Source organism: Streptomyces finlayi, from assembly GCF_014216315.1.
Taxonomy (GTDB): Bacteria; Actinomycetota; Actinomycetes; order Streptomycetales; family Streptomycetaceae; genus Streptomyces; species Streptomyces finlayi_A.
In genome coordinates this window covers 3394739-3419531 of the sequence record NZ_CP045702.1, presented here as the reverse complement: position 1 = coordinate 3419531, position 24793 = coordinate 3394739, and the positions used below count along the sequence as shown (strand labels likewise).

Annotated in this window: 28 protein-coding genes and 1 pseudogene; 14 read left to right on the top strand and 15 right to left on the bottom strand. The window is 69.9% G+C overall.

What is annotated here, in order from left to right; genetic code table 11:
* Positions 1 to 269: 269 nt before the first annotated feature.
* From F0344_RS15755 to F0344_RS15745, 3 genes are all read right to left on the bottom strand, one after another.
* Complete coding sequence (locus F0344_RS15755; protein ID WP_185299402.1) at positions 270 to 626, bottom strand: YciI family protein; 357 nt, start codon at positions 624 to 626, stop codon at positions 270 to 272.
* Between the two features lie 387 nt (positions 627 to 1013).
* A complete protein-coding gene (locus F0344_RS15750; RefSeq protein WP_185299401.1) occupies positions 1014 to 1643 on the bottom strand; it encodes a DUF2867 domain-containing protein in 630 nt (209 codons plus the stop codon).
* Positions 1643 to 2281, bottom strand: a complete 639-nt coding sequence (locus F0344_RS15745; RefSeq protein ID WP_185299400.1) for a TetR/AcrR family transcriptional regulator — start codon at positions 2279 to 2281, stop codon at positions 1643 to 1645. Before F0344_RS15745 ends, F0344_RS15750 begins: the two co-directional genes overlap by 1 nt.
* Positions 2282 to 2320: 39 nt before the next feature.
* Between F0344_RS15745 and F0344_RS15740 the strand changes: the two genes are divergently transcribed.
* Positions 2321 to 2863: a DapH/DapD/GlmU-related protein gene (locus tag F0344_RS15740; protein WP_185299399.1), complete on the top strand. Its 543-nt coding sequence runs from the start codon at positions 2321 to 2323 to the stop codon at positions 2861 to 2863.
* Positions 2864 to 2924: 61 nt separating this feature from the next.
* Here F0344_RS15740 and F0344_RS15735 read toward each other — a convergent pair.
* Positions 2925 to 3851: pseudogene (locus tag F0344_RS15735) on the bottom strand (IS256 family transposase); the annotation flags it as partial.
* Between the two features lie 200 nt (positions 3852 to 4051).
* Here F0344_RS15735 and F0344_RS15730 point away from each other — a divergent pair.
* The 3 genes from F0344_RS15730 (at position 4052) to F0344_RS15720 (ending at position 5675) form a co-directional block, all read left to right on the top strand.
* Positions 4052 to 4564 (top strand): helix-turn-helix domain-containing protein, encoded by a 513-nt coding sequence (locus F0344_RS15730; protein ID WP_185299398.1) that lies wholly within the window; start codon positions 4052 to 4054, stop codon positions 4562 to 4564.
* A 28-nt stretch (positions 4565 to 4592) separates the two neighbouring features.
* Positions 4593 to 5180 (top strand): hypothetical protein, encoded by a 588-nt coding sequence (locus F0344_RS15725; RefSeq protein ID WP_185299397.1) that lies wholly within the window; start codon positions 4593 to 4595, stop codon positions 5178 to 5180.
* A 177-nt stretch (positions 5181 to 5357) separates the two neighbouring features.
* Positions 5358 to 5675 (top strand): DUF2516 family protein, encoded by a 318-nt coding sequence (locus F0344_RS15720; RefSeq protein ID WP_258049954.1) that lies wholly within the window; start codon positions 5358 to 5360, stop codon positions 5673 to 5675.
* 163 nt (positions 5676 to 5838) lie between these two features.
* Here the strand turns inward: F0344_RS15720 and F0344_RS15715 are convergent, their stop codons facing one another.
* The 3 genes from F0344_RS15715 to F0344_RS15705 form a co-directional block, all read right to left on the bottom strand.
* The gene (locus F0344_RS15715; RefSeq protein WP_185299395.1) at positions 5839 to 7146 is read right to left on the bottom strand and encodes a PP2C family protein-serine/threonine phosphatase; all 1308 of its coding nucleotides are present in this window, start codon (positions 7144 to 7146) and stop codon (positions 5839 to 5841) included.
* A gap of 330 nt (positions 7147 to 7476) precedes the next feature.
* Entirely contained in the window at positions 7477 to 8538 is a 1062-nt protein-coding gene (locus F0344_RS15710; protein ID WP_185299394.1) for a C40 family peptidase, read from the bottom strand.
* Between the two features lie 252 nt (positions 8539 to 8790).
* Complete coding sequence (locus F0344_RS15705) at positions 8791 to 9657, bottom strand: class I SAM-dependent methyltransferase (protein ID WP_185299393.1); 867 nt, start codon at positions 9655 to 9657, stop codon at positions 8791 to 8793.
* A gap of 245 nt (positions 9658 to 9902) precedes the next feature.
* Between F0344_RS15705 and mshA the strand changes: the two genes are divergently transcribed.
* From mshA to F0344_RS15690, 3 genes are all read left to right on the top strand, one after another.
* Entirely contained in the window at positions 9903 to 11255 is a 1353-nt protein-coding gene (gene mshA / locus F0344_RS15700; RefSeq protein ID WP_185299392.1) for a D-inositol-3-phosphate glycosyltransferase, read from the top strand.
* The gene (locus tag F0344_RS15695) at positions 11248 to 11757 is read left to right on the top strand and encodes a type III secretion system chaperone family protein (protein ID WP_185299391.1); all 510 of its coding nucleotides are present in this window, start codon (positions 11248 to 11250) and stop codon (positions 11755 to 11757) included. The genes mshA and F0344_RS15695 overlap by 8 nt, the downstream gene beginning before the upstream one ends.
* A 377-nt stretch (positions 11758 to 12134) precedes the next feature.
* Complete coding sequence (locus F0344_RS15690; protein WP_185299390.1) at positions 12135 to 12917, top strand: hypothetical protein; 783 nt, start codon at positions 12135 to 12137, stop codon at positions 12915 to 12917.
* A gap of 77 nt (positions 12918 to 12994) precedes the next feature.
* Here the strand turns inward: F0344_RS15690 and F0344_RS15685 are convergent, their stop codons facing one another.
* From F0344_RS15685 to F0344_RS15665, 5 genes are all read right to left on the bottom strand, one after another.
* Positions 12995 to 13186 carry a hypothetical protein gene (locus F0344_RS15685; RefSeq protein WP_185302708.1) on the bottom strand — a complete coding sequence of 64 codons (192 nt, stop codon included), beginning with the start codon at positions 13184 to 13186 and terminating at the stop codon, positions 12995 to 12997.
* A gap of 86 nt (positions 13187 to 13272) precedes the next feature.
* Positions 13273 to 13521 carry a hypothetical protein gene (locus F0344_RS15680; protein WP_185299389.1) on the bottom strand — a complete coding sequence of 83 codons (249 nt, stop codon included), beginning with the start codon at positions 13519 to 13521 and terminating at the stop codon, positions 13273 to 13275.
* 103 nt (positions 13522 to 13624) lie between these two features.
* A complete protein-coding gene (locus F0344_RS15675; RefSeq protein ID WP_185299388.1) occupies positions 13625 to 13780 on the bottom strand; it encodes a hypothetical protein in 156 nt (51 codons plus the stop codon).
* 264 nt (positions 13781 to 14044) lie between these two features.
* Positions 14045 to 14398, bottom strand: a complete 354-nt coding sequence (locus F0344_RS15670) for a hypothetical protein (protein ID WP_185299387.1) — start codon at positions 14396 to 14398, stop codon at positions 14045 to 14047.
* Positions 14395 to 14943 carry a DUF6232 family protein gene (locus F0344_RS15665; RefSeq protein ID WP_185299386.1) on the bottom strand — a complete coding sequence of 183 codons (549 nt, stop codon included), beginning with the start codon at positions 14941 to 14943 and terminating at the stop codon, positions 14395 to 14397. Before F0344_RS15665 ends, F0344_RS15670 begins: the two co-directional genes overlap by 4 nt.
* Positions 14944 to 15277: 334 nt before the next feature.
* Here F0344_RS15665 and F0344_RS15660 point away from each other — a divergent pair, with 334 nt between their 5' ends.
* A complete protein-coding gene (locus tag F0344_RS15660) occupies positions 15278 to 15691 on the top strand; it encodes a hypothetical protein (RefSeq protein WP_185299385.1) in 414 nt (137 codons plus the stop codon).
* A 115-nt stretch (positions 15692 to 15806) separates the two neighbouring features.
* Here F0344_RS15660 and F0344_RS15655 read toward each other — a convergent pair whose 3' ends face one another.
* A complete protein-coding gene (locus F0344_RS15655; protein ID WP_185299384.1) occupies positions 15807 to 16568 on the bottom strand; it encodes a phosphoglyceromutase in 762 nt (253 codons plus the stop codon).
* A 204-nt stretch (positions 16569 to 16772) separates the two neighbouring features.
* Here F0344_RS15655 and F0344_RS15650 point away from each other — a divergent pair, with 204 nt between their 5' ends.
* Positions 16773 to 18068 (top strand): MDR family MFS transporter, encoded by a 1296-nt coding sequence (locus F0344_RS15650; protein WP_185299383.1) that lies wholly within the window; start codon positions 16773 to 16775, stop codon positions 18066 to 18068.
* Between the two features lie 440 nt (positions 18069 to 18508).
* On the opposite strand, the gene phoU is transcribed toward F0344_RS15650, so the two are convergent.
* A complete protein-coding gene (phoU, locus tag F0344_RS15645) occupies positions 18509 to 19192 on the bottom strand; it encodes a phosphate signaling complex protein PhoU (RefSeq protein WP_185299382.1) in 684 nt (227 codons plus the stop codon).
* A 200-nt stretch (positions 19193 to 19392) separates the two neighbouring features.
* Here phoU and F0344_RS15640 point away from each other — a divergent pair, with 200 nt between their 5' ends.
* Together F0344_RS15640 and F0344_RS15635 are read left to right on the top strand one after the other, a co-directional pair.
* Entirely contained in the window at positions 19393 to 20655 is a 1263-nt protein-coding gene (locus tag F0344_RS15640; protein ID WP_185299381.1) for a sensor histidine kinase, read from the top strand.
* A complete protein-coding gene (locus tag F0344_RS15635; RefSeq protein ID WP_185299380.1) occupies positions 20652 to 21332 on the top strand; it encodes a response regulator transcription factor in 681 nt (226 codons plus the stop codon). The genes F0344_RS15640 and F0344_RS15635 overlap by 4 nt, the downstream gene beginning before the upstream one ends.
* Before the next feature lie 99 nt (positions 21333 to 21431).
* On the opposite strand, the gene F0344_RS15630 is transcribed toward F0344_RS15635, so the two are convergent.
* A complete protein-coding gene (locus F0344_RS15630; RefSeq protein ID WP_185299379.1) occupies positions 21432 to 22103 on the bottom strand; it encodes a DUF461 domain-containing protein in 672 nt (223 codons plus the stop codon).
* Between the two features lie 573 nt (positions 22104 to 22676).
* On the opposite strand from F0344_RS15630, the gene F0344_RS15625 reads away from it, so the two are divergent.
* The 3 genes from F0344_RS15625 (at position 22677) to ispF (ending at position 24763) form a co-directional block, all read left to right on the top strand.
* Complete coding sequence (locus F0344_RS15625) at positions 22677 to 23159, top strand: CarD family transcriptional regulator (RefSeq protein ID WP_006380568.1); 483 nt, start codon at positions 22677 to 22679, stop codon at positions 23157 to 23159.
* 316 nt (positions 23160 to 23475) lie between these two features.
* Positions 23476 to 24240 (top strand): 2-C-methyl-D-erythritol 4-phosphate cytidylyltransferase, encoded by a 765-nt coding sequence (gene ispD, locus F0344_RS15620; protein ID WP_185299378.1) that lies wholly within the window; start codon positions 23476 to 23478, stop codon positions 24238 to 24240.
* Positions 24230 to 24763: a 2-C-methyl-D-erythritol 2,4-cyclodiphosphate synthase gene (ispF, locus tag F0344_RS15615; protein WP_185299377.1), complete on the top strand. Its 534-nt coding sequence runs from the start codon at positions 24230 to 24232 to the stop codon at positions 24761 to 24763. Before ispD ends, ispF begins: the two co-directional genes overlap by 11 nt.
* Positions 24764 to 24793: the final 30 nt, after the last annotated feature.

The window sequence follows — 24793 nt, the reverse complement described above, 5'->3', positions numbered from 1 at the left end:
GGATGTCCAGAGCCGTTCCGTACAGCCCACCGGCTGGTCCAGGAACGCCGCCTCGTCCGCCGTGTCCTCGAAACCGGGGTCAGGGACAGCAGCGCACACCCGGTCGCGTCCCCGGGGTCCGTGGACGGTGTCCGGCCTCGCCCCCGGCGTCTGGTTGTGAACATGGAGGGCGGCGCGCGTATCGCCGCGTCGGTCGTACGGCTGCTTGTACGAGGCCCTGCCAGGGGCCGCAGGGGTCCGGGCCGGCCCGATGCGGCAACCGGGGCGGGTCAGCCCTCGTCGATCAAGCGGACCTCGGCGGAGAGCGACCAGCTCGCGGGGTGGATCCGGAGGAACCGGTCGGCCCACTCCAGTGCCTCCGCCTTGTCCTTGGCGCGGATGATGGAGTACCCGCCGACGACCTCCTTGCTCTCGGTGAAAGGCCCGTCGGTGTACGTCGTGGTGCCGCCGGACCAGGTGATCCGGGTGCCGTCGGAGGTCGGGGCGAGCGCGGCGGTCTCCAGCATGACCCCGGCCTTGGTGATCTCCTCCAACAGGGCGCCCATGCGCTCACCGAACTCGGGTCCCGGGTCCTCGACGGGGACGTTCTGCTCGGAGCTGTGGATCATCGTCAGGAAACGCGGCATGGTGACTCCTCGGTTCTCGGGGCGGGGCGGTGGTCCCGCGGTGGGGCTCTTCCGGCCCCTCACCCTTGCGTCGAACGGGCTGCGGCCGGATCGACACGGGCCCGGAAGTTTTCCGCAGTCGCGGCATCCAGCGTGCGGCGGAGACCGGGCGGTGGGTGACCGGGCGGTAGGTGCAGACGCTCACACCCGTGCCGCTGGTGACTGCGGAAACCAGCTCCAGGGTGTGGAAACCAGCTCCAGGGTGCTCAGCGACCCGTCGTCGGGGAAGATCGTCCTACCTCCACCCGGCGCGGACGGCAGGGGGGACGGTGTGCTGTTGGCGGACAGTCGGCATGCGGTCATCCCTCGTCGGTCCGTCCCGGTGGACGGGTCGTCTGGTGGTTCGGGTCACCTGGAACTCCTCGGCTCCTCGTATGCCGCCACGTTCACACGTCGGACCGGCGTGCCGGCCCGCCACTCGCGCCCGATCATGCGCATCAGCGTCGGGTACACGATCAGATGGCGGAACGGCATGACCGCGGCCATGTAGACCTTTCCGATCAGCCCGTTCGGTTTCACGAGCACGGTCATCCTTCCGCTGTGGCCGCCGGAACCGTCCGGGACCCAGCCGATGTGCATCAGGGTGTGCACGGTCCTGTTGGCGCTCTCGGCCGTCCACTCGGTGCCCGTCAGGTAGACCGAGGTGAATGGCATCGACCGGAGATCCGGCCCGCGCGGACCCTCGCGCAGATCCTCCGGCAGCCGGGTACGCAGCGACGGCACCCGGGATCCCACGCCGGAACCGGCCTTGTCCCAGCCGAACAGCTTCCCGAGGGACCGGCGGACCGCGAAGAGGGCGCGGGCGGCACCGGAGAACGGGTTCGGGCCGTCGTCCTTGGCGAACCACTCCACCAACAGCGGAAGATCGTCGGGGCCGCCGGGTGTCGGCAGGGCCCAGACGTCCTCGACGCGGAAGTCCGGGGCGATCCCGTGGATGCGCCAGGGCCGGTCCGTATGCGCGGACTTGGGGACTCTCATCAGTGGTTCTCCGTCCGTTCGGGGGCGGCGAGGCCGAGTCCGAGCACTCCGGCGACGGCGCGTTCGGCGAGCAGTTCGTCGTACGGGGCGTGGCCGGCCAGCGCGACGACGGTTCCTTCGAGGGCGCCGACGAAGGCCAGCGCGAGTGTGCGGGCCGGGGGGCCGGACGGGATCGCTCCCGCCGTGCGGCCCGCGTCGATGAGCTGAACGCACTGGGTGACGAGCTCCTCGTAGCTCCGCTCCACCTCGCGTCCGACGGGATGGTCCTGCCCGGTGAACTCCAGCCGCAGCGCGATCGCCATGCGGGCGAAGTCGCGTCGGCAGAAGACGGCGTGGCCGCGGGCCATGACCAGCAGCGCCGCCACGGGCTCCGGTTCCTGGTCGACGAGACGGCCCACCTCCTGCTGCCAGGTGTCGAGGACCCATTCCAGAGCGGCCAGGGTCAGGTCCTGTTTGTCCTTGAACTGGTGGTAGAGCGCGCCCCGGGTGTACCCGGCGTCACCGGCAACCTGCGCCAGTACGAGACTGCCGTAGCCGTGCCGCGACAGGCCCCGGGCGGCGGATTCCAGCAGTGCGCTGCGGCTCTGCGTGCTGCGCTCGGCCTGGCTGGAACGGGGGCCTCGGTTACGTACATGCATGTATGTATGTTAGCAGCGATCCCGCCTAGGCTTCGGGGCATGTCCAGCGACCGCCTCATGCGCATCCATGGCCCTGAGTTCCAGGCCATGGCCCAGAGGGTCCTGCGGGCCACCGAACTCACCTCCCGTCTGAACGTCCTGCCCTTCGAGGACGAAGAGGGCAAGGCGGAGCTGTTCGAGCAGATCCTCGGGAGGCCCTTGCCGCCGAGGGTCACGATCTACCCGCCCTTCTACACGGACCACGGGCTCCACCTGGACCTCGCGGAACGCGTCTTCATCAACCAGAACTGCACGTTCCTGGACTACGCCGGCATCCGGCTCGGCGAGCGCGTGATGGTCGGGCCGAAGGTCACGTTCATCACCGTCGGTCACCCGGTCGATCCGGGTGAGCGGCGGGGGTGGCTGAGCGGCGCGCCCATCGATGTGGCGGAGAACGTGTGGATCGGTGCGGGGGCCACGATCCTTCCCGGCGTCAGCATCGGCCGTGATGCGGTGGTCGCCGCCGGTGCGGTCGTGGCCGATGACGTCCCGCCCGCGAGCCTGGTGACCGGCGGCAAGGCGACCGTGCACCGGCAGTGGTGACGACCACCTCGGGAGAGCGGGTCTGTCAAACAAACGAACGGTGCAACTGGGGTTGTTGGAGTTAATGGCGTGCTGCGGAGAGTCGACCGTCGAAGGTGATGTCGAAGGCGTTCAGGGCGGCCTTCCAGCGCATGGTCCAGCGGGCCTGGCCCTTGCCGGTCGGGTCCAGCGACATGATCGCCATGTAGACGCACTTCAAGGCGGCCTGCTCGTTCGGGAAGTGCCCGCGAGCTTTCACCGCCCGTCGGATCCGCGCGTTCACGGACTCGATCGCGTTCGTCGTGCAGACGATGCGGCGGATCTCGGTGTCGAAGCGCAGGAACGGAGTGAACTCCTCCCAGGCGTTCTCCCAGAGCCGGACGATCGCCGGATACTTCCTGCCCCACGCGTCGGCGAACTCCGCGAACCGCTCGAGGGCCGCGTCCTCGGTCGCCGCGGTGTAGACGGGCTTGAGGAGCTTGGCGATCTCGTCCCAGTCCTGGCGGGCGGCATAGCGGAAGGAGTTCCGCAGCAGGTGGACCACGCAGGTCTGCACGATCGTCTTGGGCCAGACGGCCTCGACCGCGTCGGGCAGGCCCTTGAGCCCGTCGCAGACGAGCATGAGGACGTCGTTCACGCCGCGGTTCTTGATCTCGGTGAGGATGTGCATCCAGTGCTTGGCGCCCTCGCCGCCGTCGCCGGCCCACAGCCCCAGGATGTCCCGCCGGCCCTCGGCCGTGACCGCCAGGGCGACGTAGATGGGCCGGTTGGCGACCGCGCCGTCGCGGATCTTCACGTGGATGGCGTCGATGAAGACCACCGGGTAGACGGCGTCGAGGGGCCGGTTCTGCCATTCGGCCATGCCTTCGAGGACCTTGTCGGTGATCGTGGAGATCGTCTGGCGGGATACGTCGGCGCCGTAGACCTCGGCGAGGTGGGCCTGGACCTCGCCGGTGGTCAGGCCCTTCGCCGCGAGTGAGATGACCATCTCGTCGACGCCGGACAGACGGGCAGTGGGTCAAGAAGAGCGAGACAGATCGACAGATGGTCACGGTTGACTGAGACGAGTGACCAGATGGTTCAGATCGACCGAGACTGGCTCATCTTCAGTGAGACACGTCACAGGCTCAACACCACTGCCGATGGCGTAGGAACACTTTTGCAAGCACCCGCTTGCAAAAGTTAGCAAGGGTGTTGCAGTATCGAGTCATGGCATCACTCAACGTCGGCAGTCTCGGTGAGTACCTCCGCGAGCAGCGGCGCACGGCGCAGCTCTCGCTGCGGCAGCTCGCCGATGCCGCCGGGGTGTCCAATCCGTATCTCAGCCAGATCGAGCGTGGCCTGCGCAAGCCGAGCGCGGAGGTGCTGCAGCAGGTTGCCAAGGCGCTGCGGATCTCCGCCGAGACGCTGTACGTGCGGGCCGGGATTCTCGACGAGCGGGAGCGGGACGAGCTGGAGACGCGGGCGGTCATTCTGGCCGATCCGTCGATCAACGAGCGGCAGAAGAACGTGCTGCTCCAGATCTACGACTCCTTCCGCAAGGAGAACGGGTTCGAAGGCGAGACCGATTCCGGCCCCGGCTTCCGCGACACAAAGGTCGCCGGGCACGTCGGTGACGCGGATCGGGGTGCCGGGAACGACACAGTGGACTTCGGCACCGACACGGATGCCCGCGGCCCCCGCACGGCCGGTGGCAGTGATGCAACCACACCCTCAAGCTGACTTCTGATGATCCGGGAGGACCACAGTCATGGCCATCACCGATGACCTGCGCAAGACCCTCACCGACCCCACCCCCCTCTACTTCGCCGCCGGTACGGCCGACCTCGCCGTCCAGCAGGCGCGCAAGGTTCCGGCGCTGATCGAGCAGCTGCGGGCCGAGGCGCCCGAGCGCATCGAGGCCGTACGCAACAGTGACCCCAAGGTCGTGCAGGAGAAGGTGACCGCGCAGGCCAAGGAGGCGCAGGCCACCGTGCAGGCGAAGGTCACCGAGGTGATCGGCTCGTTCGACACCGATCTGAAGAAGTTCGGCGAGACCGCTCAGGACCTGGCGCTGCGCAGCGTGGGTGTGGCCGCCGAGTACGCGGTCAGGGCCCGTGAGACGTACGAGAAGGTCGCCGAGCACGGCGAGCAGACCGTCAGGACCTGGCGCGGCGAGACCGCCGACGAGATCGTCGAGATCGCCGCCGTCGTCGAGGCCGAGCCCAAGGCGAAGCCGAAGGCGGCTCCTGCCGCGAAGCCCGTGCCGAAGCAGTCGGACGCCAAGCCCGCGCCCGCCGACAAGGCACCCGGGCGCAAGCCGGTGGCGAAGAAGGCCACGCCGCCCGCCGGTAAGTGACCGGGCGGGACGCGCCGCGCCGGTGAACGTCCGCCGGCGCACGGCAGACAACCGAAGAGCGGGATCACGGCCCGGGCACCCTCGGGATGTCCGGGCCGTTCTCCCGGTAGCGTGGCCACGTAATGGCCGGTCCGACAGGCGGTGGGCACTGTGTTGATGCAGGGTTTCGCGGGACTGATGTCCCTCTTGAGCTTGGCTCTGGTTCTTTTGAGCGGTTTCGCTCTGGTGGACGCGATGATCCGGCGTGAAGACGCCTACCGCGCGGCCGACAAGCAGACCAAGCCCTTCTGGCTGGTCATCCTCGCGATCGCGTTCGTCGTGATCTGGCTCTTCCCGATCATGTCGTTCCTGCCGATCATCGGACTCATCGCGACGATCGTCTACATCGTCGACGTGCGGCCCGCCGTGCGGCAGATCTCGGGCGGTGGCGGCGGACGCCGCGGCGGTGGATCCAGCAGCGACGGGCCGTACGGCCCCTACAACGGCGGGCGCTGAGCCCTCACGAGGGCGGTGTCGAGCCTTACGAGGGCGGTGTCGAGCCTCACGAGGGTGTGGCGCCGAGCCTCACGAGGGTGTGGCGCCGAGCCTCACGAGGGTGGTGCCGAAGCCCGCACGAGGGTGCGGTGCTTGAGCCCTCACGAGGGTATGGCGCCGAACCCTACGACGGCGGGCGCCGAGTGGTCGCGGGCGTGGAGGAACCGGAGCGGGGGCGGGGGAGACTCCGCCCCCGTCGGCGTATCAGCTCCTCGTCGCGGTCCAGCAGCAGGACCGCCACGTCGTCGGTGAGTTCGCCGCCGTTCAGCTCCCGCACCTGCGTGACCGCGGCCTCCAGCAGCTCCTCGCCGCGGAGTCCCTGGTCCAGCTGGCGGTTGATCATCGCGACCATGCCGTCCTGGCCGAGCCGCTGGGTGCCGGTCGGGCCGACGCGTCCCTCGATGAGTCCGTCGGTGTACATCATCAGGCTCCACGAGCCGCCGAGTTCGACCTGCCGGCGCGGCCAGCGGGCGCGCGGCAGCAGCCCGAGGGCCGGCCCCCCGTCCTCGTACGGAAGCAGATGCGCCGCACGTCCCTGCCGGGCGATCAGGGGTGCGGGGTGGCCCGCCAGGCAGAGTCCGGCGCGGCGGCCGTCGGGCGAGATGTCCACGGTGCAGAGCGTCGCGAAGATCTCCTCGCTCTCCCGTTCGTGCTCAAGGACCTGCTGGAGCGTGGAGAGGAGCTGGTCCCCGCACAGGCCCGCGAGTGTCAACGCCCGCCAGGCGATGCGCAGTTCGACGCCGAGCGCGGCCTCGTCCGGGCCGTGGCCGCAGACGTCGCCGATCATCGCGTGGACCGTGCCGTCCGGCGTACGGACCGTGTCGTAGAAGTCGCCGCCGAGCAGGGCGCGGCTGCGGCCGGGCCGGTAGCGGGAGGCGAAGCTCAGGTCCGAACCCTGGAGGAGGGGGGTGGGCAGCAGGCCGCGTTCCAGCCGGGCGTTCTCCTGGGCGCGCAGCCGGGACTCGGTCAGCTGGTGCTGGGCGATGTCCGCGCGCTTGCGCTCCACGGCGTACCGGATGGCGCGGCTCAGGAGCCTGCCGTCGAGCTCGCCGCGGAAGAGGTAGTCCTGGGCGCCGACCCGTACCGCCTCGGCGGCCAGCTCGGCGTCGTCCTCAGCGGTGAGGGCGAGGACGGCGTGGTGAGGGGCGATCCGCAGGACGTGCTTGAGCGTGGCGAGGCCGTCCGCCTCGTCGGAGCCGGTGGGAAGGGCCAGGTCGAGCAGGATGCAGTCGACGTCGTCGGTGAGGAGCCGGCCCGCCTCGGTGAGGTTGCGGGCCGTGCGGACGCGGACCCGGGTCCCGGCGGCGGACGGCAGCTCGGGGACGCCGAAGGTGCCCGTGGGGTCGGCCTCGATCACCAGGAGGGTGAGGTCGGCCCCATAGGTGGCGTCCGCAGCCGGTGTGGCACGGCGCTGCGGTTCGGTTACGGGCATCGGTTCGGGTTTCCTTCCCTCCCCCCGAGGGCGCGGCGGGACGACGATCGACGACCCGCCAGACGGGGACGATAGCGGTCCGTGGCTGCGGAACGGAATGGCGGACCGTACTCGGCCTCGGTCGTACGCACAGTCATAAGCCGCTTCCTGTCACGGAACCGGCCAGATGCGCGCCCCGGGACCGGGAAACGGGCCATGACAAACATCACCCGTCTCCCATGCCGCCGCGTGGCCCGGCTCACGTCGGGGTGACCGCACGGGCGGGGCGGGGGGTGGCTCACGGTGCGGACCACCCACACACCGGGTGACTCGCCCCGCGTAACCGCCCTCCTACTTGTCCGGGCGGACCACTCCCAGGATCGACATCGATCCCGCGCCCGTCAGCGTGACGTTCCGCCCGGGGCGCGGTGCGTGGACGATCGCGCCGTCTCCGACGTACATCCCGACGTGGCTGGCGTCCGCGTGGTAGATGATCAGGTCACCGGGGCGCATGTCCTGGATGGCGATGCGGGGGAGCAGACGCCACTGCTCCTGCGACGTACGCGGGATCGGACGCTTCGCCGCCGCCCACGCCTCGGACGTCAGCCCCGAGCAGTCGTACGAATCGGGGCCCTCGGCTCCCCACACGTACGGCTTGCCGATCTGCGCCGTCGCGAACGCCACGGCCTGCTTGCCGCCCGCGCTCGCCGCGCGGTTGATCTCGCTGATCGCACCGGAGCCGAGCCAGGCGCTCTGCGCCCTGTACTCCGCCTGCTCCTCCAGCTCGAGGAGCCGGACCCGCTCCTCCTTCGCCAGCTGCGACTCGAGCTTCTTCGCCGCCGCTATCTGGGCGTTGATCTTCTTCTTGGCCTTGGCCTGCTGGAGACGGTTGGCTTCGAGCTTCTCCCAGTTGATGCTCGCGTCCTTGGTGTACGTCTCCAAGTCCTCCTGGGTGCGCGTCAGTTCGGACAGGACGCTCTTGGACGCCTGCTGTCCCTGCCTGACCTGGTTCACCCCGTCGAGGAAGAGCTGCGGGTCGTTGCTGAGGACGAGCTGCGCGCCGGGGGGCAGTCCGCCGTTGCGGTACTGCTCGCGGGCCTGGGCGCCCGCCCTGTTCTTGAGCTCGGCGATCTTCGCCTGGCCGTCCACGATGGCCTTGGCGAGCTTGACGATCTCGCCTGACTGCTTGGCCGTCTGCTCCTCGGCCAGGTTGTACGCGTCGGTGGCCGCGCCCGCCTTGCGGTAGAGGGTGTCGATCTGCTCCCGCACCTCTTCGAGGCTCCGCTTCCCCGCTGCCGGGGCGGTGGGAGCGGGCTCGGGCACGGGTGCGGCCATCGCCTGGACCGGCGCGGCCAGTACAGCCAGCGCGCAGACCAGTGTGATCGCGGCAGCGGCACAGTGGCGTCGGTTCACGGACTCCCCCTCCAGGCATGAAGCGACACAAGCCAGAGCCTACGATCAGGGACATCTGACTTACCGTCAGTAATTTTTGAGCAACGTCGCGATCGTGCCATGTCGTCCCGTAAAGCAACAGAGGCTGACACCACCTGACGCATCACACGAGCCCGCCCCGAGGAGCAAGCGGCTGACACCCCGTCGTGTCGACGAACGGTGAGCCGTCAGTGTTCCCGCGCGGTGTCCCATGGGCCTGCCGCCTGCCGCCTTTCATGAACAGTTGGGCCGCAGGGCATCCCACCGGACCGTGATCTCCCCCTGCCGCCACCGTCGTTCCCCGTCCGTCAGCGGCCAGTCCGCGGAGAGCGCCCGCGCCGTCGCGATCCAGCGCTGCCGGGCCCCCAGCGAGGCGTACGGGGAGGCCGCCGCCCAGGCCCGGTCGGCATCACGCAGGAAGGCGTGGACGGGTTCGCCCGGCACGTTGCGGTGGATCAGCGCCTTGGGGAGGCGTTCCGCGAGGTCGGAGGGGCGCTCCAGCGAACCCAGCCGGGTCGCGAACGTGACCGTGCGCGGGCCCTCGGGACCCAGCGCCACCCACACGTGCCGGCGCCCGATCTCGTCACAGGTGCCCTCGACGAGCAGCCCGTCCGGCGCCAGCCGGGCGCAGAGCCGCCGCCACACCCCGGCGACCTCGCCCTCGTCGTACTGCCGCAGCACGTTCGCCGCCCGGATCAGCGACGGGCGCGCGGCCCCGCCAATCCGCGGGGCCCCGCCAATCCGCGCGGCCCCGCCACTCCGGGTGGCGTCACCCTCCGCCAGGACTTCCGGCGGGACCGGAATCTCGAAGCCGCCGTGGACGAACACGAGCCCCGCCCGTTCGTACGGCTTCGCCGCCGCCACCCGCTCCGGATCGATCTCGACGCCGATCACCGCCGTGCGCGGTTCGGCGGTGCGCAGGCGTTCCAGCAGCTCGACGGCGGTCCACGGCGCCGCCCCGTAGCCGAGGTCGACGGCGACCGGGAAGTCCGAGCGGCGCAGGGCGGGGCCGTGGATGGCGGCGATCCAGCGGTCCATACGGCGCAGCCGGTTCGGGTTCGTGGTCCCGCGGGTCGCGGTGCCGATGGGGCGCTGGCGCATGACAGGGAGCGTATGCGACGCGGGAAACGCGGAAGACGGCCGTCCGGAGCGCGGGGGGCGCCGACGGGGCGCCGACGGGGCGCTGCCTGGGCGGGGCCGGGCCCTCGGAGGCCCGGATCGCAGGAGCGCGGCATGGTCATGGTTCGGTAAAGCGGAATGAACGGCCGCACGGCGCTGTTCTGGCTCTGCGTAGGGACCAGTGCGCCCCTGAGGAGCCATGCCTTGAGCGAGGAGGACCGGACGACGTGAGCCAGTACGTCTCTCGGCTCGGCGGCAGCCGCGTGACGCCGCGTATCCGGTTCCCCGGAGGCTTTCCCGGCGGGCACCGCAGACCGCGGCGTATCGCGATGCTGTCCGTGCACACCTCGCCGCTGCACCAGCCCGGTACGGGCGACGCGGGCGGTATGAACGTCTACATAGTGGAGCTGGCCAAGCGCCTCGCCGCGATCAACATCGAGGTCGAGATCTTCACCCGGGCCACGACCGGTGCCCTGCCGCCGGAGGTGGAGCTGTCGCCCGGCGTCCTGGTGCGGCACGTCGACGCGGGCCCGTACGAGGGTCTGGCCAAGGAGGAGCTGCCCGCACAGCTCTGCGCGTTCACGCACGGTGTGATGCAGGCATGGGCCGGTCAGCGTCCCGGCTACTACGACCTGGTCCACTCCCACTACTGGCTCTCCGGCCAGGTCGGCTGGCTGGCGGCGCAGCGGTGGGGCGTTCCCCTCGTCCACGCCATGCACACCATGGCGAAGGTCAAGAACGCCGCGCTCGCCGAGGGCGACACCCCCGAGCCCGCCGCCCGCGTCATCGGCGAGACCCAGATCGTGCGCGCATCGGACCGGCTCATCGCGAACACGGCCGAGGAGGCGGACGAGCTCGTCCGCTTCTACGAGGCCGACCCCGGCAGCGTCGCCGTCGTCCACCCCGGCGTCAACCTGGAACGATTCCGCCCCGCGGACGGCCGCGCCGCGGCCCGTGCCCGTCTCGGACTGCCTCAGGACGCCTTCGTTCCGCTCTTCGCCGGCCGTATCCAGCCGCTGAAGGCCCCGGACATCCTGCTGCGGGCCGCCGCGGTGCTCCTGGACCGCGAGCCCTCGCTCCGTCACCGCATGGTCGTACCCGTCGTCGGCGGGCCGAGCGGCAGCGGGCTCGCCAAGCCGGAGGGCCTGCAGAAGCTGGCCGCGCGGCTGGGTATCGCCGATGTCGTACGGTTCCACCCGCCCGTAGGGCAGGACCAGCTCGCCGACTGGTTCCGGGCCGCGTCCGTGCTGGTCATGCCCTCGTACAGCGAGTCCTTCGGCCTCGTCGCCATAGAGGCCCAGGCGGCCGGCACCCCGGTCGTCGCGGCGGCCGTGGGCGGCCTCCCGGTGGCCGTACGGGACGAGGTCAGCGGTTTCCTGATCCCCGGGCACGACCCGGAGGCGTACGCCTCGGCGCTGGGCCGGTTCGTGGACGCGCCGGAGCTGGTCGGCCGGATGGGGGCCGCGGCCGCCGCGCACGCCCAGTCGTTCGGCTGGGACACGGCGGCATCGGCGACCTCCGATGTGTACACGGCAGCGATGTACGAACACCGCCGTCACGTACGCTCGCACCATGGCTGACGTACCCGACGAAGCAGCAGTGGCGCAGGTCATCGAGGCGACGCTGAACGACGCGGAGCTCGAATGGGAGAGCCCGGAGCCCGGCACGTACGTGGTGAAGCTGCCCGGCACACGCAAGCTCTTCACCACGTGCTCCCTGCGCGTCGGCAAGCACTCCCTCTCCCTCAACGCCTTCGTCATCCGCCACCCGGACGAGAACGACGCCGGTGTGCACCGCTGGCTGCTGGAGCGCAACCTCCGCCTCTTCGGTGTGAGTTACGCGGTGGACCACCTCGGTGACATCTACCTGGCCGGGAAGCTCCCGCTGGCCGTCGTCACCCCGGAGGAGCTGGACCGGCTGCTCGGCACCGTCCTCGAAGCGGCCGACGGATCGTTCAACACCCTCCTCGAACTGGGCTTCGCGAGCGCGATCCGCAAGGAGTACGCGTGGCGGGTGTCGCGCGGCGAGTCCACCCGGAACCTGGACGCGTTCACGCACCTGACGCAGCGCCCGGCCACCTGACGGCGCCGGCTGCGCAGCGACGCACCGGGTCTGTGGCTCAAGCCCCTGGCCCAAGCCCGCTGCCTCGAACTCCCTCGCCCAAGCCCCCTGGCTCCAGCTCCGGCTCCCTGACCCCTGTCGGTCGGCCGGCCCTGTCCCCGGTCGGCCGGCCATCGGCCCGGGGACTTTCGGCCCGCCCGATGGTTGTGCCGCGACAGGTCCCGGTCGTGTGCACAGAGTGATCACAGGGAAATCACAATGCGCCCCCTGACTGGTCAACGCCACACTCGGACGCGCTTGCGAATCTAGAGTGTGACGCACTGCGACGACCCATCCCGAGCGCGCGCAACTTCCGCACCGGGCAAGGGGCGTTGTTCCCTGAGACGGAGAGAAGAACCATGCGCGCCACCGCCGTACGCCGTACCGCCCTCGCCGCTTCCGTGGCGACCCTGGCCCTGCTGGCCACGGCATGCGGAGGCTCCGATTCCAGCAAGGGTGACGAGGTCAAGGAGGGCGCCAAGGAGGGCGCCGCGGGGAAGCCGGCAGTCAAGGCACTGACCGCCGCCGAACTGGAGAAGGTGTCGCTGGTCCAGGGCGACGTCAAGGCCCACAAGATCGCGAAGGCCGGCGCCAAGGACAACGTCGCCGCCGCCGACGTCTCCTCCGACAAGGAGGAGTGCGCACCCCTGGCCCGCGCGTTCTACGGCGCGGAAGAGGGCAAGCCGGTCGCCACCACCAAGCGCAGCGTGGTCAGCGAGCCCGAGGCCGACGCCGGTGACGTCACCGAGGGAGACGCCGAGGACGCGCTCGCGTCGGCTTTCGACGTGACGTCCACGCTGCTGTCGCTGGCCTCCTACGACGGCGCAACCGCCGAGGGCAACATCGCCGCCCTCCGCAAGGCCGCGACCGACTGCGCCGGCGGTTTCAGCATCACCATGGCCGGCGAGACGCAGAAGGTCACCAAGATCACGGAGGAGAAGGTATCGGGCGGCGACGAGGCCCTCGCCTGGACGCTGGCGGCCGAGCAGGACGGCGAGACCATGCAGCTGACCCTCGTGGCGCTGCGCCAGGGCGGCACAGTCGGCACGCTCACGTCGTTCAACCTCGCGGCGATGAGCGGCAAGGGCACCATCGAGCTGCCCGCGGCCGTGGTGGCGGCCCAGGTGGCGAAGCTCGCCTGATCCCGCCCCCGCTCACACGCTGCGCGCCCTGCCGAACGGTGGGGCGCGCAGCGCGTTCCGGCGCCGCGGCCCACCGCTCAGGGCAGCGGCACGAGCCGCACCACGGTGACGGTCAGGACCGATCCGGAGACGTAGTAGAGGACGATGGCCCCGAGTACCGTCGCCTCGCGGCGGTCGCGCTCGCTCTTCACGGCGCACGACCCGTGTCCGTACGGATCGCGGCCCAGCGTGCGGGCCATCGCCTCCCGGAACGGATCGCCGTCCCGCATCTTCGCGAGGGTGTCGTCCGCGGGCGGCGCGTAGGAGATGCGGAACGCTCCGGCACCCGGCCGGCCGCGGTCCTTGCGGTGCCGGCTCAAGAGATCTGCCGCCTCTCGGCCTCGTCCTGCGCCAGCCGGACCAGGATGCCCTCGGCCTCGGGGTCGGGCACCGCCTCCAGCATCCAGTGCCGCATGACCGCGTGGATCTCATCCACCCCGGCCTGGTTGATCGCATGGTCGAACTCCGTGCGTCTGGCCTCGGGCAGGGCGATGCGGATGGCCGGGATGCTGTTGGGCACGTCGACTTCGGCGCCGCCGACGAAGGTCTTCAGAGGCTCACCCATGATCGTTCTCCCCGATCTCCTTGCTCTCCACGCCCGTTCGCGTGTGTCGACGCGTGTGTCAGGGACGGTCTCGTGTGCGAGGGACAGTCCACGATCCGCACGATCATAGGGTCGCGGACCGTTCGGTGAGCACCAGAACGCCGCCCAGGACGTGTTCGAGACCGAACTCGAAGAGGATTCCCGGTTCCAGGTCGAGCGGATCGGTTCCGAAGCGGGTCGAGAGGACCGGATAGGCCCCGGATGTCCGAATCTCGTCCATGCGCGGCTCGTTGGACGCCATCCACTCGGGCCAGGAACTGGGCGGCTCACCCGGCATGGCCGTCCTCGGCTCTCTCGGCGCGGCGGTGTTCAGCCGGCATGCCCCCGTCCGGCCTGCCGGACGACGCGGAAGCGGTACGCGAGACCCTGGGGCGGCGCCACGGCGGTGGTGTCCCACCTCCCGGAGGCCGCGGCGGACGCGGTCCTCGGCGCCGCCCGTGACGCCCCTACGCCCCTCGGAAGGCGAGGTGTTCGACCACTCTCCTCAGGCGGCGATGAGTTCGATCAGCGCCCGGGCCGCATCGAGAACGGGCTGCCCGAGCGCACCCGCGGTGGCGGCGATCCCGGCGACGGTCAGCAGCGCGCTGTGCCGCTCCTCCGGGGGGACCGCGGGGTCGGCCGTGATCGCCGGAAGTGAGGCGTCGATGTGCTGCGCGGTCGCCGGGGCGACACATGCCCGCAAGTCCGTGAGCAGGGCGACCAGTTCGCGCACCGCCTGTTCGAGGGCGGGGTCGGGCGGCGTCGATCCCACCGGGTCCGAGCCGTAGTTGATCATTCCGGTGTTGCCCTGGCCGCCATGCATGTTGACGACCTTGCCGTGGTAGACGTCTCCGCTCATAGCCCTGACATCCCCACGTTGCCCTGGCCGCCATACATGTTCACGGCATCGCCGAAGTAGTAGTTGCTCGGATTGCTGATCGTCAGCTTCTCCACACGCACGCTGAGCTCCGTCTCCGGATTCTCGATGGCGTGGGCGATCTGCTGGACGAGCTGGTTGAGATGGGCCGGATCGCCCGTGACGAGGGCGGTCGACCGGCCGTTCGACTCGACCGCCATGACGAAGTGGGAGGACGCGGTCGCGACGACGAGCATGTCGGCGAGGAAGAAGACCAGTGCGGCCACCGTCGCGACCCAGACGAAGGTGATGATCCCTTCGAACCCCTCCTCACCCCGCGCGAGGTAGCCGGCCATACCGCCGAACACCGTGAAGGCCATCGCCACCAGCACCGCGAGGGTCGACCGCTTGAAGAAGCGGGCCACGGCCTCGCCGCGCCGGGGGTGAAGCACGAAGGTGTAGACACGGGCCACGTTCTGGAGCGGGTACGCGGCGCCCGCCACCCACAAGAGCCTCTTGGTGACCACCAGATCGAGCGGCACCGGCATCCCGACCGAGGTGGCACCCGGAGGCAGAACCGGAGCCCTCGGAGTCGTCCAGGGCCGCGGCGTCGGCGGAGTGCGTGGCGGCGCGGAGGCCGGTCTCGGTGGTGGCGTGGGCGGCGGTGTCGGTGGCTCGTTGGTTTCCATGCTTCCCCCTGAGACGGAACCGCTGCGCGGTGAAGCCCCATTAAGGAGCAGCCGCACCTTCCCCACAAGGCGAATTCCGGCCCCCGCGCCCGCAGGATCGACTGCGGGATAGTCACCAGGTACACCAGGTACCAGGCAGTACTGAGTACGCGCACTCTGTTCCGTACCCGGGGTCAGGCGGGACGCTGGTCCCATGCGACAGCGACGAATGAATCTGCTTGCCCAGCTCGGGGCCGTTCTCCTCATGGCCGTGGCGACGGCGGCGGTCTGGGCCGCCTGGCTCGGCTGGGACCAGCACCGCGATGTCCAGCCCGACGGTTCGACGACCGGCCCGTACGAGGCGTGGCAGGTGATCGGCCTGGTACTGACCCTGCTGGCCGCCGTGTACTGGGCGACGTCCAAGCGCTACTTCGCGGGCGCGGTGCTCGGCACCACGGCCGGTCTGACCGTTGCCGCCTTCTACGACTGGTCGGACGACTCCAGCGGCCTGTTCATGATCGGCGTGGGGTTGGTGGCGATCGGCAGTTTCGTCGTGACCGCCGTCGTCACCGCCGTGATCGCCTCGGCAAAGGGAATCCCGGGCCCCAGGACAGCAGCCACCGCGTAGCGGGGTGCGCAGCCTCCCGCGCCCGCGCCCATATCCGTACCCTCCCCGCCCCCGTACAACGAAAAAGCCCCCTGCTCGCGGCGAAACCGCAGGCAGGGGGCTTCTTCGGCTCTGCTTACTTCTTCTTGCCCTGGTTCTTCACTGCCTCGATCGCCGCCTGGGCCGCGTCCGGGTCCAGGTACGTGCCGCCCGGCTTCAGGGGGCGGAAGTCGGCGTCCAGCTCGTAGGCGAGCGGGATGCCCGTCGGGATGTTGAGGCCCGAGATCTTCTCGTCGGAGATGCCGTCCAGGTGCTTGACCAGGCCGCGGAGGCTGTTGCCGTGGGCGGCGACCAGGACCGTCTTGCCGTCGAGGAGGTCGGGGACGATGCCGTCGTACCAGTACGGCAGCATGCGCTCGACGACGTCCTTGAGGCACTCCGTGCGCGGGCGGAGCTCGCTCGGGATCGTCGCGTAGCGCGCGTCGTCGGACTGCGAGAACTCCGCGCCGTCCTCGAGGGGCGGCGGCGGGGTGTCGTACGAGCGGCGCCAGAGCATGAACTGCTCCTCGCCGAACTCGGCGAGGGTCTGCGCCTTGTCCTTGCCCTGGAGGGCGCCGTAGTGGCGCTCGTTCAGGCGCCAGGAGCGGTGCACCGGGATCCAGTGGCGGTCCGCGGCTTCCAGCCCGAGCTGGGCGGTGCGGATCGCGCGCTTCTGGAGCGAGGTGTGTACGACGTCGGGGAGCAGGCCGGCGTCCTTGAGCAGCTCACCGCCGCGGACCGCCTCCTTCTCGCCCTTGTCGGTGAGGTCTACGTCCACCCAACCGGTGAACAGGTTCTTCGCGTTCCATTCGCTCTCGCCGTGGCGGAGGAGGATCAGCTTGTACGGTGCGTCGGCCATGGGGCCGAGCGTAATCGAACCCGTGTGGCCCGCGCGCGCCCGCCCACGGGGCGGACAGGGGTCGCAGGAGAGGTGCGGGGCGCGCCGATTGACGGGAGACGTCAATCCACTGGCGGACGTGAAACCTGGCTTCGTAATATCCGGAGTGCTGACGGACCACTTACGGTCCATGCAGGTTCCGTACGTCCCAGGGGGGAAATCCGCATGTCTGTCGACGGTCTCAGAAGGGCCGCCCGCGAGACGGTCTCCGGTCTCCCCAAGGAGTTCTGGTGGCTGTGGACGAGCACCCTCATCAACCGCCTCGGGGCGTTCGTCGCCACCTTCATGGCGCTCTATCTGACCCTGGACCGGGGCTACTCCGCGTCGTACGCCGGTCTCGTCGCCGCGCTCCACGGGCTCGGCGGGGTCGTCTCCTCGCTCGGCGCCGGGGTGATGACGGACCGACTGGGGCGCCGGCCCACGATGCTGATCGCGCAGGTGTCGACCGCGCTGTCCGTGGCGCTGCTCGGCTTCATGGTCCACCCGGTCGCCATCGCCGGGGTCGCGTTCCTCGTCGGCATGGCGAGCAACGCCTCACGCCCCGCCGTGCAGGCGATGATGGCCGACATCGTCCCGGAGAAGGACCGGGTACGGGCGTTTTCCCTCAACTACTGGGCCATCAACCTCGGGTTCGCGATCTCGTCCGCCGGTGCCGGGTTCATCGCCGAGTACAGCTACCTCGCCGGGTTCATCGGTGAGGCCCTGATGACGCTGGTCTGCGCCGTCCTGGTCTTCATGAAGGTGCCCGAGTCGCGGCCGGAGAAGGTGCGCGTCGCACCCGGTGCGAAGGGCGGCGCGCAGGACGAGGTCAGGCTCTCCACCGTGCTGCGGGACGGCCGGTTCATGAGCGTCGTCGGGCTGTCGTTCGTGATCGCCCTCATCTTCCAGCAGGGGTACGTCGGCCTGCCGGTCGCCATGGGGACGGACGGGTTCTCCGCCTCGGACTTCGGTACCGCGATCGCCGTCAACGGTGTGCTGATCGTGGCGCTCCAGATCCCGGTCACGCGCTTCATCCAGTACCGCGATCCGCGCAAGCTGCTCATCATCTCGTCGCTGCTCGCGGGGTACGGATTCGGGCTGACCGCGTTCGCCGGATCGATCGCCGCGTACGCGCTGACGGTCTGCGTGTGGACCCTCGCCGAGATCGTCAACGCACCGACACAGACGGGCCTGGTCGTGCAGCTGTCGCCCGCCCAGGGGCGAGGCCGCTACCAGGGGATGTACACGATGTCCTGGTCGGCGGCGGCCCTGGTCGCGCCGCTCATGTCCGGTTTCGTGATCGACCGGTACGGCGCCGAGTGGCTCTGGGGAGCCTGCGCCGTACTGGGCACGGTCGCGGCTGCGGGCTACTGGCTGCTGACGCGGAACCTGCCGCAGGAGTACGCGGCGGGGGAGGTGACGGTCGTGGAGAGCGGGTCTCCCACGGCGGCCACCGCCAAGGCCGAGCTGCCCACCGGCTGAGCGGCGGCATCACCCGCACCGCACCCCGCCGCACTCCTGGGCCCGCACCGCCCCGCGACGGAAGCCTCCGTCGCGGGGCGCACGCGCCTGTCCGTCAGCCGGAGCAGCCGCCGCACTGGCACGGGCCGCCCGACTGGCAGCCGCACCCGCAGCCCGACCCGCAGCCGCAAGCGGCGAGCACAGACAGGTGCACCACTTCGGTCGGTGCCTCCGGCTGGGGTTCGTTGACGGGGGAATCGGCCATGCTTCCTCCTCAGGGCGTACGCGCTCACGAGGGCGTACGGACATGGTGTGCCGCCCCCAGCCCATTGCATGCCCACTCCTGCGGGCGCATCAACGGCGCACACATAGAGAACAAGTGTGCGACCCGCGCACCCGGCAGAGCGCACGGGGCGCGGGGCACCCGCTCCGCGCCGGGCCCGGAGCCGCCGTCTGGGGAGCTACGCGCTCTCCACCGGACCCGGAGTCGCCGCCTGGAGGTCGTCGGCGTGCTCGCCGGTGACGAGGTAGACGACCCGCTTGGCCACCGACACCGCGTGGTCGGCGAAACGCTCGTAGTAACGCCCGAGCAGCGTCACGTCGACGGCCGTCTCGATGCCGTGCTTCCAGCGGTCGTCCATCAGGTGCTGGAACAGCGTGCGGTGCAGCAGGTCCATCTCGTCGTCGTCCTGCTCCAGCTGAAGCGCCAGGTCGACGTCCTTCGTGATGATGACCTCGGCGGCCTTCGCCATCAGGCGCTGTGCCAGCTGCCCCATCTCCAGGATGGTGGCGTGCAGGTCGTGAGGCACCGCCGTCTGCGGGAAGCGCAGCCGGGCCAGCTTGGCGACGTGCTGGGCCAGGTCGCCCGAGCGCTCCAGGTCGGCGCTCATCCGCAGCGAGGTGACGACGATCCGCAGATCGGTCGCCACCGGCTGCTGGCGGGCGAGGAGCGCGATGGCGCGTGCCTCCAGGTCGTGCTGCAGGTCGTCGACCTTCTGGTCCGCGGCGATGACACTCTCCGCGAGCTTCAGGTCGGCGTCGAGCATGGACGTGGTGGCCCGCCCGATCGCGGAGCCGACGAGCCGGGCCATCTCGACCAGGCCCTCGCCGATCGAATCGAGTTCCTCGTGGTAAGCGTCGCGCATGGAAGTCCCTCTCCAGTTCCTTACTGAGGCCGGGGTCTCTTGGACCGACCCCCACGCTCCCACGGTGCGGGGGGAACGCGTCGGTATCCGACCGCGGAAGTGAACCGGTACTTGCTCCTCGGTGAACTCTGGGCGACGAGTGTTCGAGATGGCACCCGGATGGCTGGGAGAGAGTTGCCGACCCCGCATAACCTTGAAGCATGGACGTGAACGCGGCGGTCGCCGCAGCTGCCGCGATCGCCGGGTTGTTGACCGGTGTGATCGCCATGCTGGCGTTCCGCTGGAGCGAGCGCGAACAGAACAGACCCACGCGCACGTCACTGCGGCCCGACAACAACGCGGCACTGCCCCCCGGAGTGGACACCGTCCTCTCCGTACTCAGCTCGTCCGCCGTCGTCCTCGACGAGAGCGACAGCGTCGTCAAGGCCAGCTCCGCCGCGTACGCGCTGGGTCTGGTCCGCGGCGGCCGGCTCTCCGTCGACGCCATGCTCCACATGGCCAGGGACACCCGCAGGGACGGAGAGATACGCCAGGTCGAGCTGGACCTCCCACGGCGCGGTACGGGGCGTGGCGAGGCGCTCGCCGTGTCCGCCCGGGTCGCCCCGCTGGGCTCGCGCCTGGTGCTGCTGCTGGTCGAGGACCTCACAGAGGCCCGCCGCATAGAGGCGGTACGACGTGACTTCGTCGCCAACGTCAGCCATGAACTCAAGACCCCCACCGGCGCGCTCTCCCTGCTCTCCGAGGCCGTCATGGACGCTTCGGACGACCCGGAGGCGGTGGAGCGGTTCGCCGGACGGATGCAGATCGAGGCGACCCGGCTCACCAACCTCGTACAGGAACTCATCGACCTCTCCCGGGTACAGAACGACGACCCGCTGGAGGACGCCGAGCCCGTCCGGGTGGAAGAACTGGTCGACGAGGCCATCGACCGTTGCCGCCAGCAGGCCGGCTCGAAGCAGATCACCATGGCATCGGGCGGCACCGAGGACCTCTTCATCTGGGGAAACCGCGGCCAGCTCGCCGCGGCGCTCGGCAATCTCGTCGAGAACGCCGTCAACTACAGCCCCGCCCGTACACGCGTCGGGATCGCCGCCCGCCGCATCGTGGCACCCGGCGGGGATCTGATCGAGATAGCCGTGACCGACCAGGGCATCGGCATCTCCGAAAAGGACCGCGAACGGGTCTTCGAGCGGTTCTACCGCGTCGATCCCGCCCGGTCGCGGGCCACCGGTGGCACCGGTCTCGGCCTCGCCATCGTCAAGCACGTGGCCGCCTCGCACGGCGGGGAGGTCACGGTCTGGAGCTCTGAGGGCCAGGGCTCCACCTTCACCCTGCGACTGCCCGAATCGGGCGTCGTACGGGAGCGCACCACCGGCGGACCGCTTATCGTCAACGGTGACGACGAGGGACCGTTCGAGACCGACTCCTTTGAACCATTCCCTGCCCCGGAGGCTCTTCCGTGACCCGAGTGCTTGTCGTCGAGGATGAGGAATCCTTCAGCGACGCCCTGTCCTACATGCTGCGCAAGGAAGGCTTCGAGGTCGCCATCGCGGCGACCGGCCCCGATGGGCTCGACGAGTTCGAGCGCAACGGCGCCGACCTCGTCCTGCTCGACCTGATGCTGCCGGGCCTGCCCGGTACCGAGGTCTGCCGTCAGCTGCGCGTCAAGTCCAACGTTCCCGTGATCATGGTCACCGCCAAGGACAGTGAGATCGACAAGGTCGTCGGGCTGGAAATAGGAGCCGACGACTATGTGACCAAGCCCTTCTCCTCGCGCGAACTGGTCGCCCGCATCCGTGCGGTCCTGCGCCGCCGCGGGGAGCCGGAGGAGGTCGCCCCGGCCGCCCTGGAGGCGGGCCCCGTGCGGATGGACGTGGACCGTCACGTGGTCACCGTCTCAGGCGGCAAGGTCGACCTGCCGCTGAAGGAGTTCGACCTGCTGGAGATGCTGCTGCGCAACGCGGGCCGCGTGCTCACCCGTATGCAGCTGATCGACCGGGTCTGGGGCGCTGACTACGTCGGCGACACCAAGACCCTCGACGTCCACGTCAAGCGCCTGCGCGCCAAGATCGAGCCGGACCCGGGGGCGCCGCGCTACCTGGTGACGGTGCGCGGCCTGGGCTACAAGTTCGAGCCGTAAACCGGCAGCTGAGCGAGTCGGCTGAACCGAGTACGCAGCGGTACGTAAAGGGGCGCCTCCCGGCGGGGAGGCGCCCCTTTCACATGTGCGTACGTGGGGTCAGTGACCCGTCGCCGCGGTTTCCGAGGCGGGCGCCCCGGCGTCCGGGCTCGCCGAACCGGTCACCGGCTCCGTCGGCGTCCCGGACGGAGCGCCCGGCGTCGCCGAGGCCGCACCCGAAGGCGTCCGGGAGGGCGTGGGCTTCGCCTGCGCGGGCAGCGAGCTCGGGCCGAAGCCCTTGAAGAAGCTCGTCGCCGTGACGACGGTGGCACCGAGTTCGACGTCGCCGGTCTCGCTGAACTTGAAGACGACCGTCTGGACGTCACCGTTGCGAGCGGCCTCGTGGCCCTTCTCGATCACGGCGGCGGCGTTGCCCTTTCCGCCGAGCATGACCGAGCCGCCGGCCGGCACGACGACCGGACCCTTGCCCTTGGCGGCGTGGAGCTTCACCGGGGCGTCGCTGCCCGGCAGCGTGACGGCCTCCAGGACCTCACGCTTGGTGCCGTTGTTGAACACCAGGGCGGAGACGACTGCCGGCCCCTCGGCCCCGTGCTCGGGCTGAGTGATGACATTCGCGTTCTGGATCTTGATGTTGTCGACGGCAGCGGCTGCGTTGTCCGGCCTGACCTGGAGCGTCTGCGCGTCGTTGCCCGCGCTGCACGCGGACATCGAGGCGATCGAGAACACGATGGCAGTGGCGGCGAGGGCGCCGTGTCGAAGGCTGCGGCTCACGGCGGCGGCAACTCCTTGAACAGTCGGAGGGCGAGCGACGTAAAGCCGCCCTAAGTGTGTGTCAGCGCGCTCAGGTTACCGAGCCGCGCTCGCTGCCCCGCACCCGACCCGCCTCCTGCGGCACATGAGCACGGCCCGTGTGCCGTGCTCGCGGCGATTCACCGCCCGTTCGCATAACCCCGGTGATCAATTTCCGGGGCATGGCGCATTCCGCGCACATAATCCTCACGCGAGGCGAACGCTTGCGGTCGTTGATCAATTTCATTGGCCATCGACCGCATACCTCCGTACGGGTGATCGATCTCCGAACGGCCTACGGAAAGTTCATCATCCAGAACCCGGCAAAACGGGACGTTCGCCACCTTCGGAGCTGGTTCCAGGGGATGTGGCGCCTGCGTTTCACCTCGGCCGCACAGCCGCTCCGACCTGCGAATACCGCGTTACGGAAGCCTCCCGCAGCACGTTCCTGTTGCTGTTGTCAAGCCCCGAGATGTGCCCTGACCTGCGAAAACGCCATTCAGGAGAAGCTGTTCTCGTGTTACTCTGGATAGCCACGGAAGGGGTACCTGTCACATGACGTTCAAGGTTGGCGACACCGTGGTCTATCCCCATCACGGGGCCGCGCTGATCGAGGCAATTGAGACTCGCCAGATCAAAGGCGTGGACAAGACCTACTTGGTGCTCAAGGTCGCCCAGGGTGACTTGACGGTTCGTGTCCCGGCGGACAACGCGGAGTTCGTCGGAGTGCGCGACGTGGTCGGGCAAGAGGGCCTGGACCGGGTCTTCGAGGTGCTGCGCGCACCGTACGCCGAAGAGCCGACGAACTGGTCCCGGCGTTACAAGGCAAATCTCGAGAAGCTCGCCTCCGGCGATGTCATCAAGGTCGCGGAAGTTGTTCGTGACCTGTGGCGTCGTGAGCGCGAGCGCGGTCTTTCCGCAGGTGAAAAGCGCATGCTCGCCAAGGCCCGCCAGATTCTGGTGAGTGAGCTCGCTCTCGCGGAGAACACCAACGAGGACAAGGCCGAGGCTCTGCTCGACGAGGTCCTCGCGTCCTGAAACGGGATCGCACCGGTCGTATGAATGTGCCGCGGTGCCCGCTGACCAGCCGTATTCAGGCTGTGTCGCCGGGCGCTGCGGCATGTTCGGCTCCACGCGTTCCCCATGTCTCCACACGCTCCCCATGTGGAGTCTTTGATCAGCCGTTTTTCACCAGCTCTATTCAGCCATGCGCGCGCATGGAGCGGCCAGTGAGGCTTGTCCGACCGGGTGTCACGGAAGGGGCCCGGTCAAGTCAAGCGTCCCGCCCGGCTCGCTGGGGCCATACCCATGTCGGCCGTGGAAACAAACCTGCCGAAGCTTCGGAGTGCAACCGATGTCACCGATGTCACCGACGCCTGACGAATCGCGCCCTCCCCGCACCGCCGCGGTGATCCCCGCAGCCGGCCGGGGAGTACGTCTCGGGCCGGGCGCCCCCAAGGCGCTCCGCGCCCTCGGCGGGACGCCGATGCTGATCCACGCGGTCCGGGCCATGGCGGCGTCCCGCGCCGTCAGCCTGGTCGTCGTGGTCGCCCCGCCGGACGGCGCGCCGGAGGTGAAGAACCTCCTCGACGAACACTCCCTGCCCGAGCGCACCGACTATCTCGTGGTGCCCGGCGGCGAAACCCGCCAGGAATCGGTCAGGCTCGGCCTCGACGCCCTCCCCGCCGACATCGCCGTCGTCCTCGTCCACGACGCGGCCCGCCCGCTCGTGCCGGTCGACACCGTGGACGCGGTGGTCGAGGCCGTACGCGACGGTGCGCCCGCCGTCGTACCCGCCCTGCAGCTCACCGACACCGTCAAGGAGGTCGAGCCCGGGCCCCGGGGAGCACCGGAGCCGGTCCTCGCCACTCCCGTACGAGCCCGGCTGCGCGCCGTGCAGACGCCGCAGGGCTTCGACCGAGAGACGCTGGTCCGCGCCCATGCGACGGTCGCCGTCGACGGCGAGGGAGCCACCGACGACGCGGGCATGGTGGAACAGCTCGGGGCACCGGTCGTCGTCGTGCCCGGCCACGAAGAGGCGTTCAAGGTGACCCGGCCCCTCGACCTGCTGCTGGCCGAAGCGGTCCTCGCACGCCGGAGGGCGAACGATGCGTTCTGATTCCCCCTCTTCCGTGATCCCGGCTCCCGTGATCCCCCAGGTCGGGATCGGGACCGATATCCACGCCTTTGAAGAGGGCCGCGAGCTGTGGTGCGCGGGGCTGCTGTGGGAGGGCGAGGGCCCGGGCCTGGCCGGCCACTCCGACGCGGACGTGGTCGCGCACGCGGCCTGCAACGCACTGTTCTCCGCGGCCGGCCTCGGCGACCTGGGGCAGCACTTCGGTACGGGGCGCCCCGAATGGTCCGGCGCCTCAGGTGTCACGCTGCTCACCGAGGCGGCGCGGATCGTACGGTCCTCGGGGTACGAGATCGGCAACGTGGCCGTGCAGGTCGTCGGCGTACGACCGAAGATCGGCAAGCGCCGTGAGGAGGCCCAGAAGGTCCTGGCCGCAGCGGTCGGCGCTCCGGTCTCCCTCTCCGCCGCCACCTCCGACGGCCTCGGCTTCACCGGCCGCGGCGAGGGCCTCGCGGGCATCGCGACGGCGCTGGTGTACCGGACCGCCGGGCCGGGGTCCTCCGCCTGACCGGTGGCGGGTCGGGTGGGGGCCCTGCCC

Coding starts and splice junctions, on each gene's coding strand:
- F0344_RS15685 (WP_185302708.1), bottom strand. CDS start 13,186: ATGCGGGACGGCGATCCGTTCCGGGAGGCGATGGCCCGCACGCTGGGC.
- F0344_RS15740 (WP_185299399.1), top strand. CDS start 2,321: ATGTCCAGCGACCGCCTCATGCGCATCCATGGCCCTGAGTTCCAGGCC.
- F0344_RS15705 (WP_185299393.1), bottom strand. CDS start 9,657: ATGCGCCAGCGCCCCATCGGCACCGCGACCCGCGGGACCACGAACCCG.
- ispD (WP_185299378.1), top strand. CDS start 23,476: ATGTCACCGATGTCACCGACGCCTGACGAATCGCGCCCTCCCCGCACC.
- F0344_RS15750 (WP_185299401.1), bottom strand. CDS start 1,643: ATGAGAGTCCCCAAGTCCGCGCATACGGACCGGCCCTGGCGCATCCAC.
- F0344_RS15730 (WP_185299398.1), top strand. CDS start 4,052: ATGGCATCACTCAACGTCGGCAGTCTCGGTGAGTACCTCCGCGAGCAG.
- F0344_RS15640 (WP_185299381.1), top strand. CDS start 19,393: ATGGACGTGAACGCGGCGGTCGCCGCAGCTGCCGCGATCGCCGGGTTG.
- phoU (WP_185299382.1), bottom strand. CDS start 19,192: ATGCGCGACGCTTACCACGAGGAACTCGATTCGATCGGCGAGGGCCTG.
- F0344_RS15660 (WP_185299385.1), top strand. CDS start 15,278: ATGCGACAGCGACGAATGAATCTGCTTGCCCAGCTCGGGGCCGTTCTC.
- F0344_RS15720 (WP_258049954.1), top strand. CDS start 5,358: ATGTCCCTCTTGAGCTTGGCTCTGGTTCTTTTGAGCGGTTTCGCTCTG.
- F0344_RS15650 (WP_185299383.1), top strand. CDS start 16,773: ATGTCTGTCGACGGTCTCAGAAGGGCCGCCCGCGAGACGGTCTCCGGT.
- F0344_RS15715 (WP_185299395.1), bottom strand. CDS start 7,146: ATGCCCGTAACCGAACCGCAGCGCCGTGCCACACCGGCTGCGGACGCC.
- F0344_RS15755 (WP_185299402.1), bottom strand. CDS start 626: ATGCCGCGTTTCCTGACGATGATCCACAGCTCCGAGCAGAACGTCCCC.
- F0344_RS15745 (WP_185299400.1), bottom strand. CDS start 2,281: ATGCATGTACGTAACCGAGGCCCCCGTTCCAGCCAGGCCGAGCGCAGC.
- F0344_RS15675 (WP_185299388.1), bottom strand. CDS start 13,780: ATGGACGAGATTCGGACATCCGGGGCCTATCCGGTCCTCTCGACCCGC.
- F0344_RS15625 (WP_006380568.1), top strand. CDS start 22,677: ATGACGTTCAAGGTTGGCGACACCGTGGTCTATCCCCATCACGGGGCC.
- F0344_RS15655 (WP_185299384.1), bottom strand. CDS start 16,568: ATGGCCGACGCACCGTACAAGCTGATCCTCCTCCGCCACGGCGAGAGC.
- ispF (WP_185299377.1), top strand. CDS start 24,230: ATGCGTTCTGATTCCCCCTCTTCCGTGATCCCGGCTCCCGTGATCCCC.
- F0344_RS15695 (WP_185299391.1), top strand. CDS start 11,248: ATGGCTGACGTACCCGACGAAGCAGCAGTGGCGCAGGTCATCGAGGCG.
- F0344_RS15725 (WP_185299397.1), top strand. CDS start 4,593: ATGGCCATCACCGATGACCTGCGCAAGACCCTCACCGACCCCACCCCC.
- F0344_RS15680 (WP_185299389.1), bottom strand. CDS start 13,521: ATGGGTGAGCCTCTGAAGACCTTCGTCGGCGGCGCCGAAGTCGACGTG.
- F0344_RS15665 (WP_185299386.1), bottom strand. CDS start 14,943: ATGCCGGTGCCGCTCGATCTGGTGGTCACCAAGAGGCTCTTGTGGGTG.
- F0344_RS15670 (WP_185299387.1), bottom strand. CDS start 14,398: ATGAGCGGAGACGTCTACCACGGCAAGGTCGTCAACATGCATGGCGGC.
- F0344_RS15690 (WP_185299390.1), top strand. CDS start 12,135: ATGCGCGCCACCGCCGTACGCCGTACCGCCCTCGCCGCTTCCGTGGCG.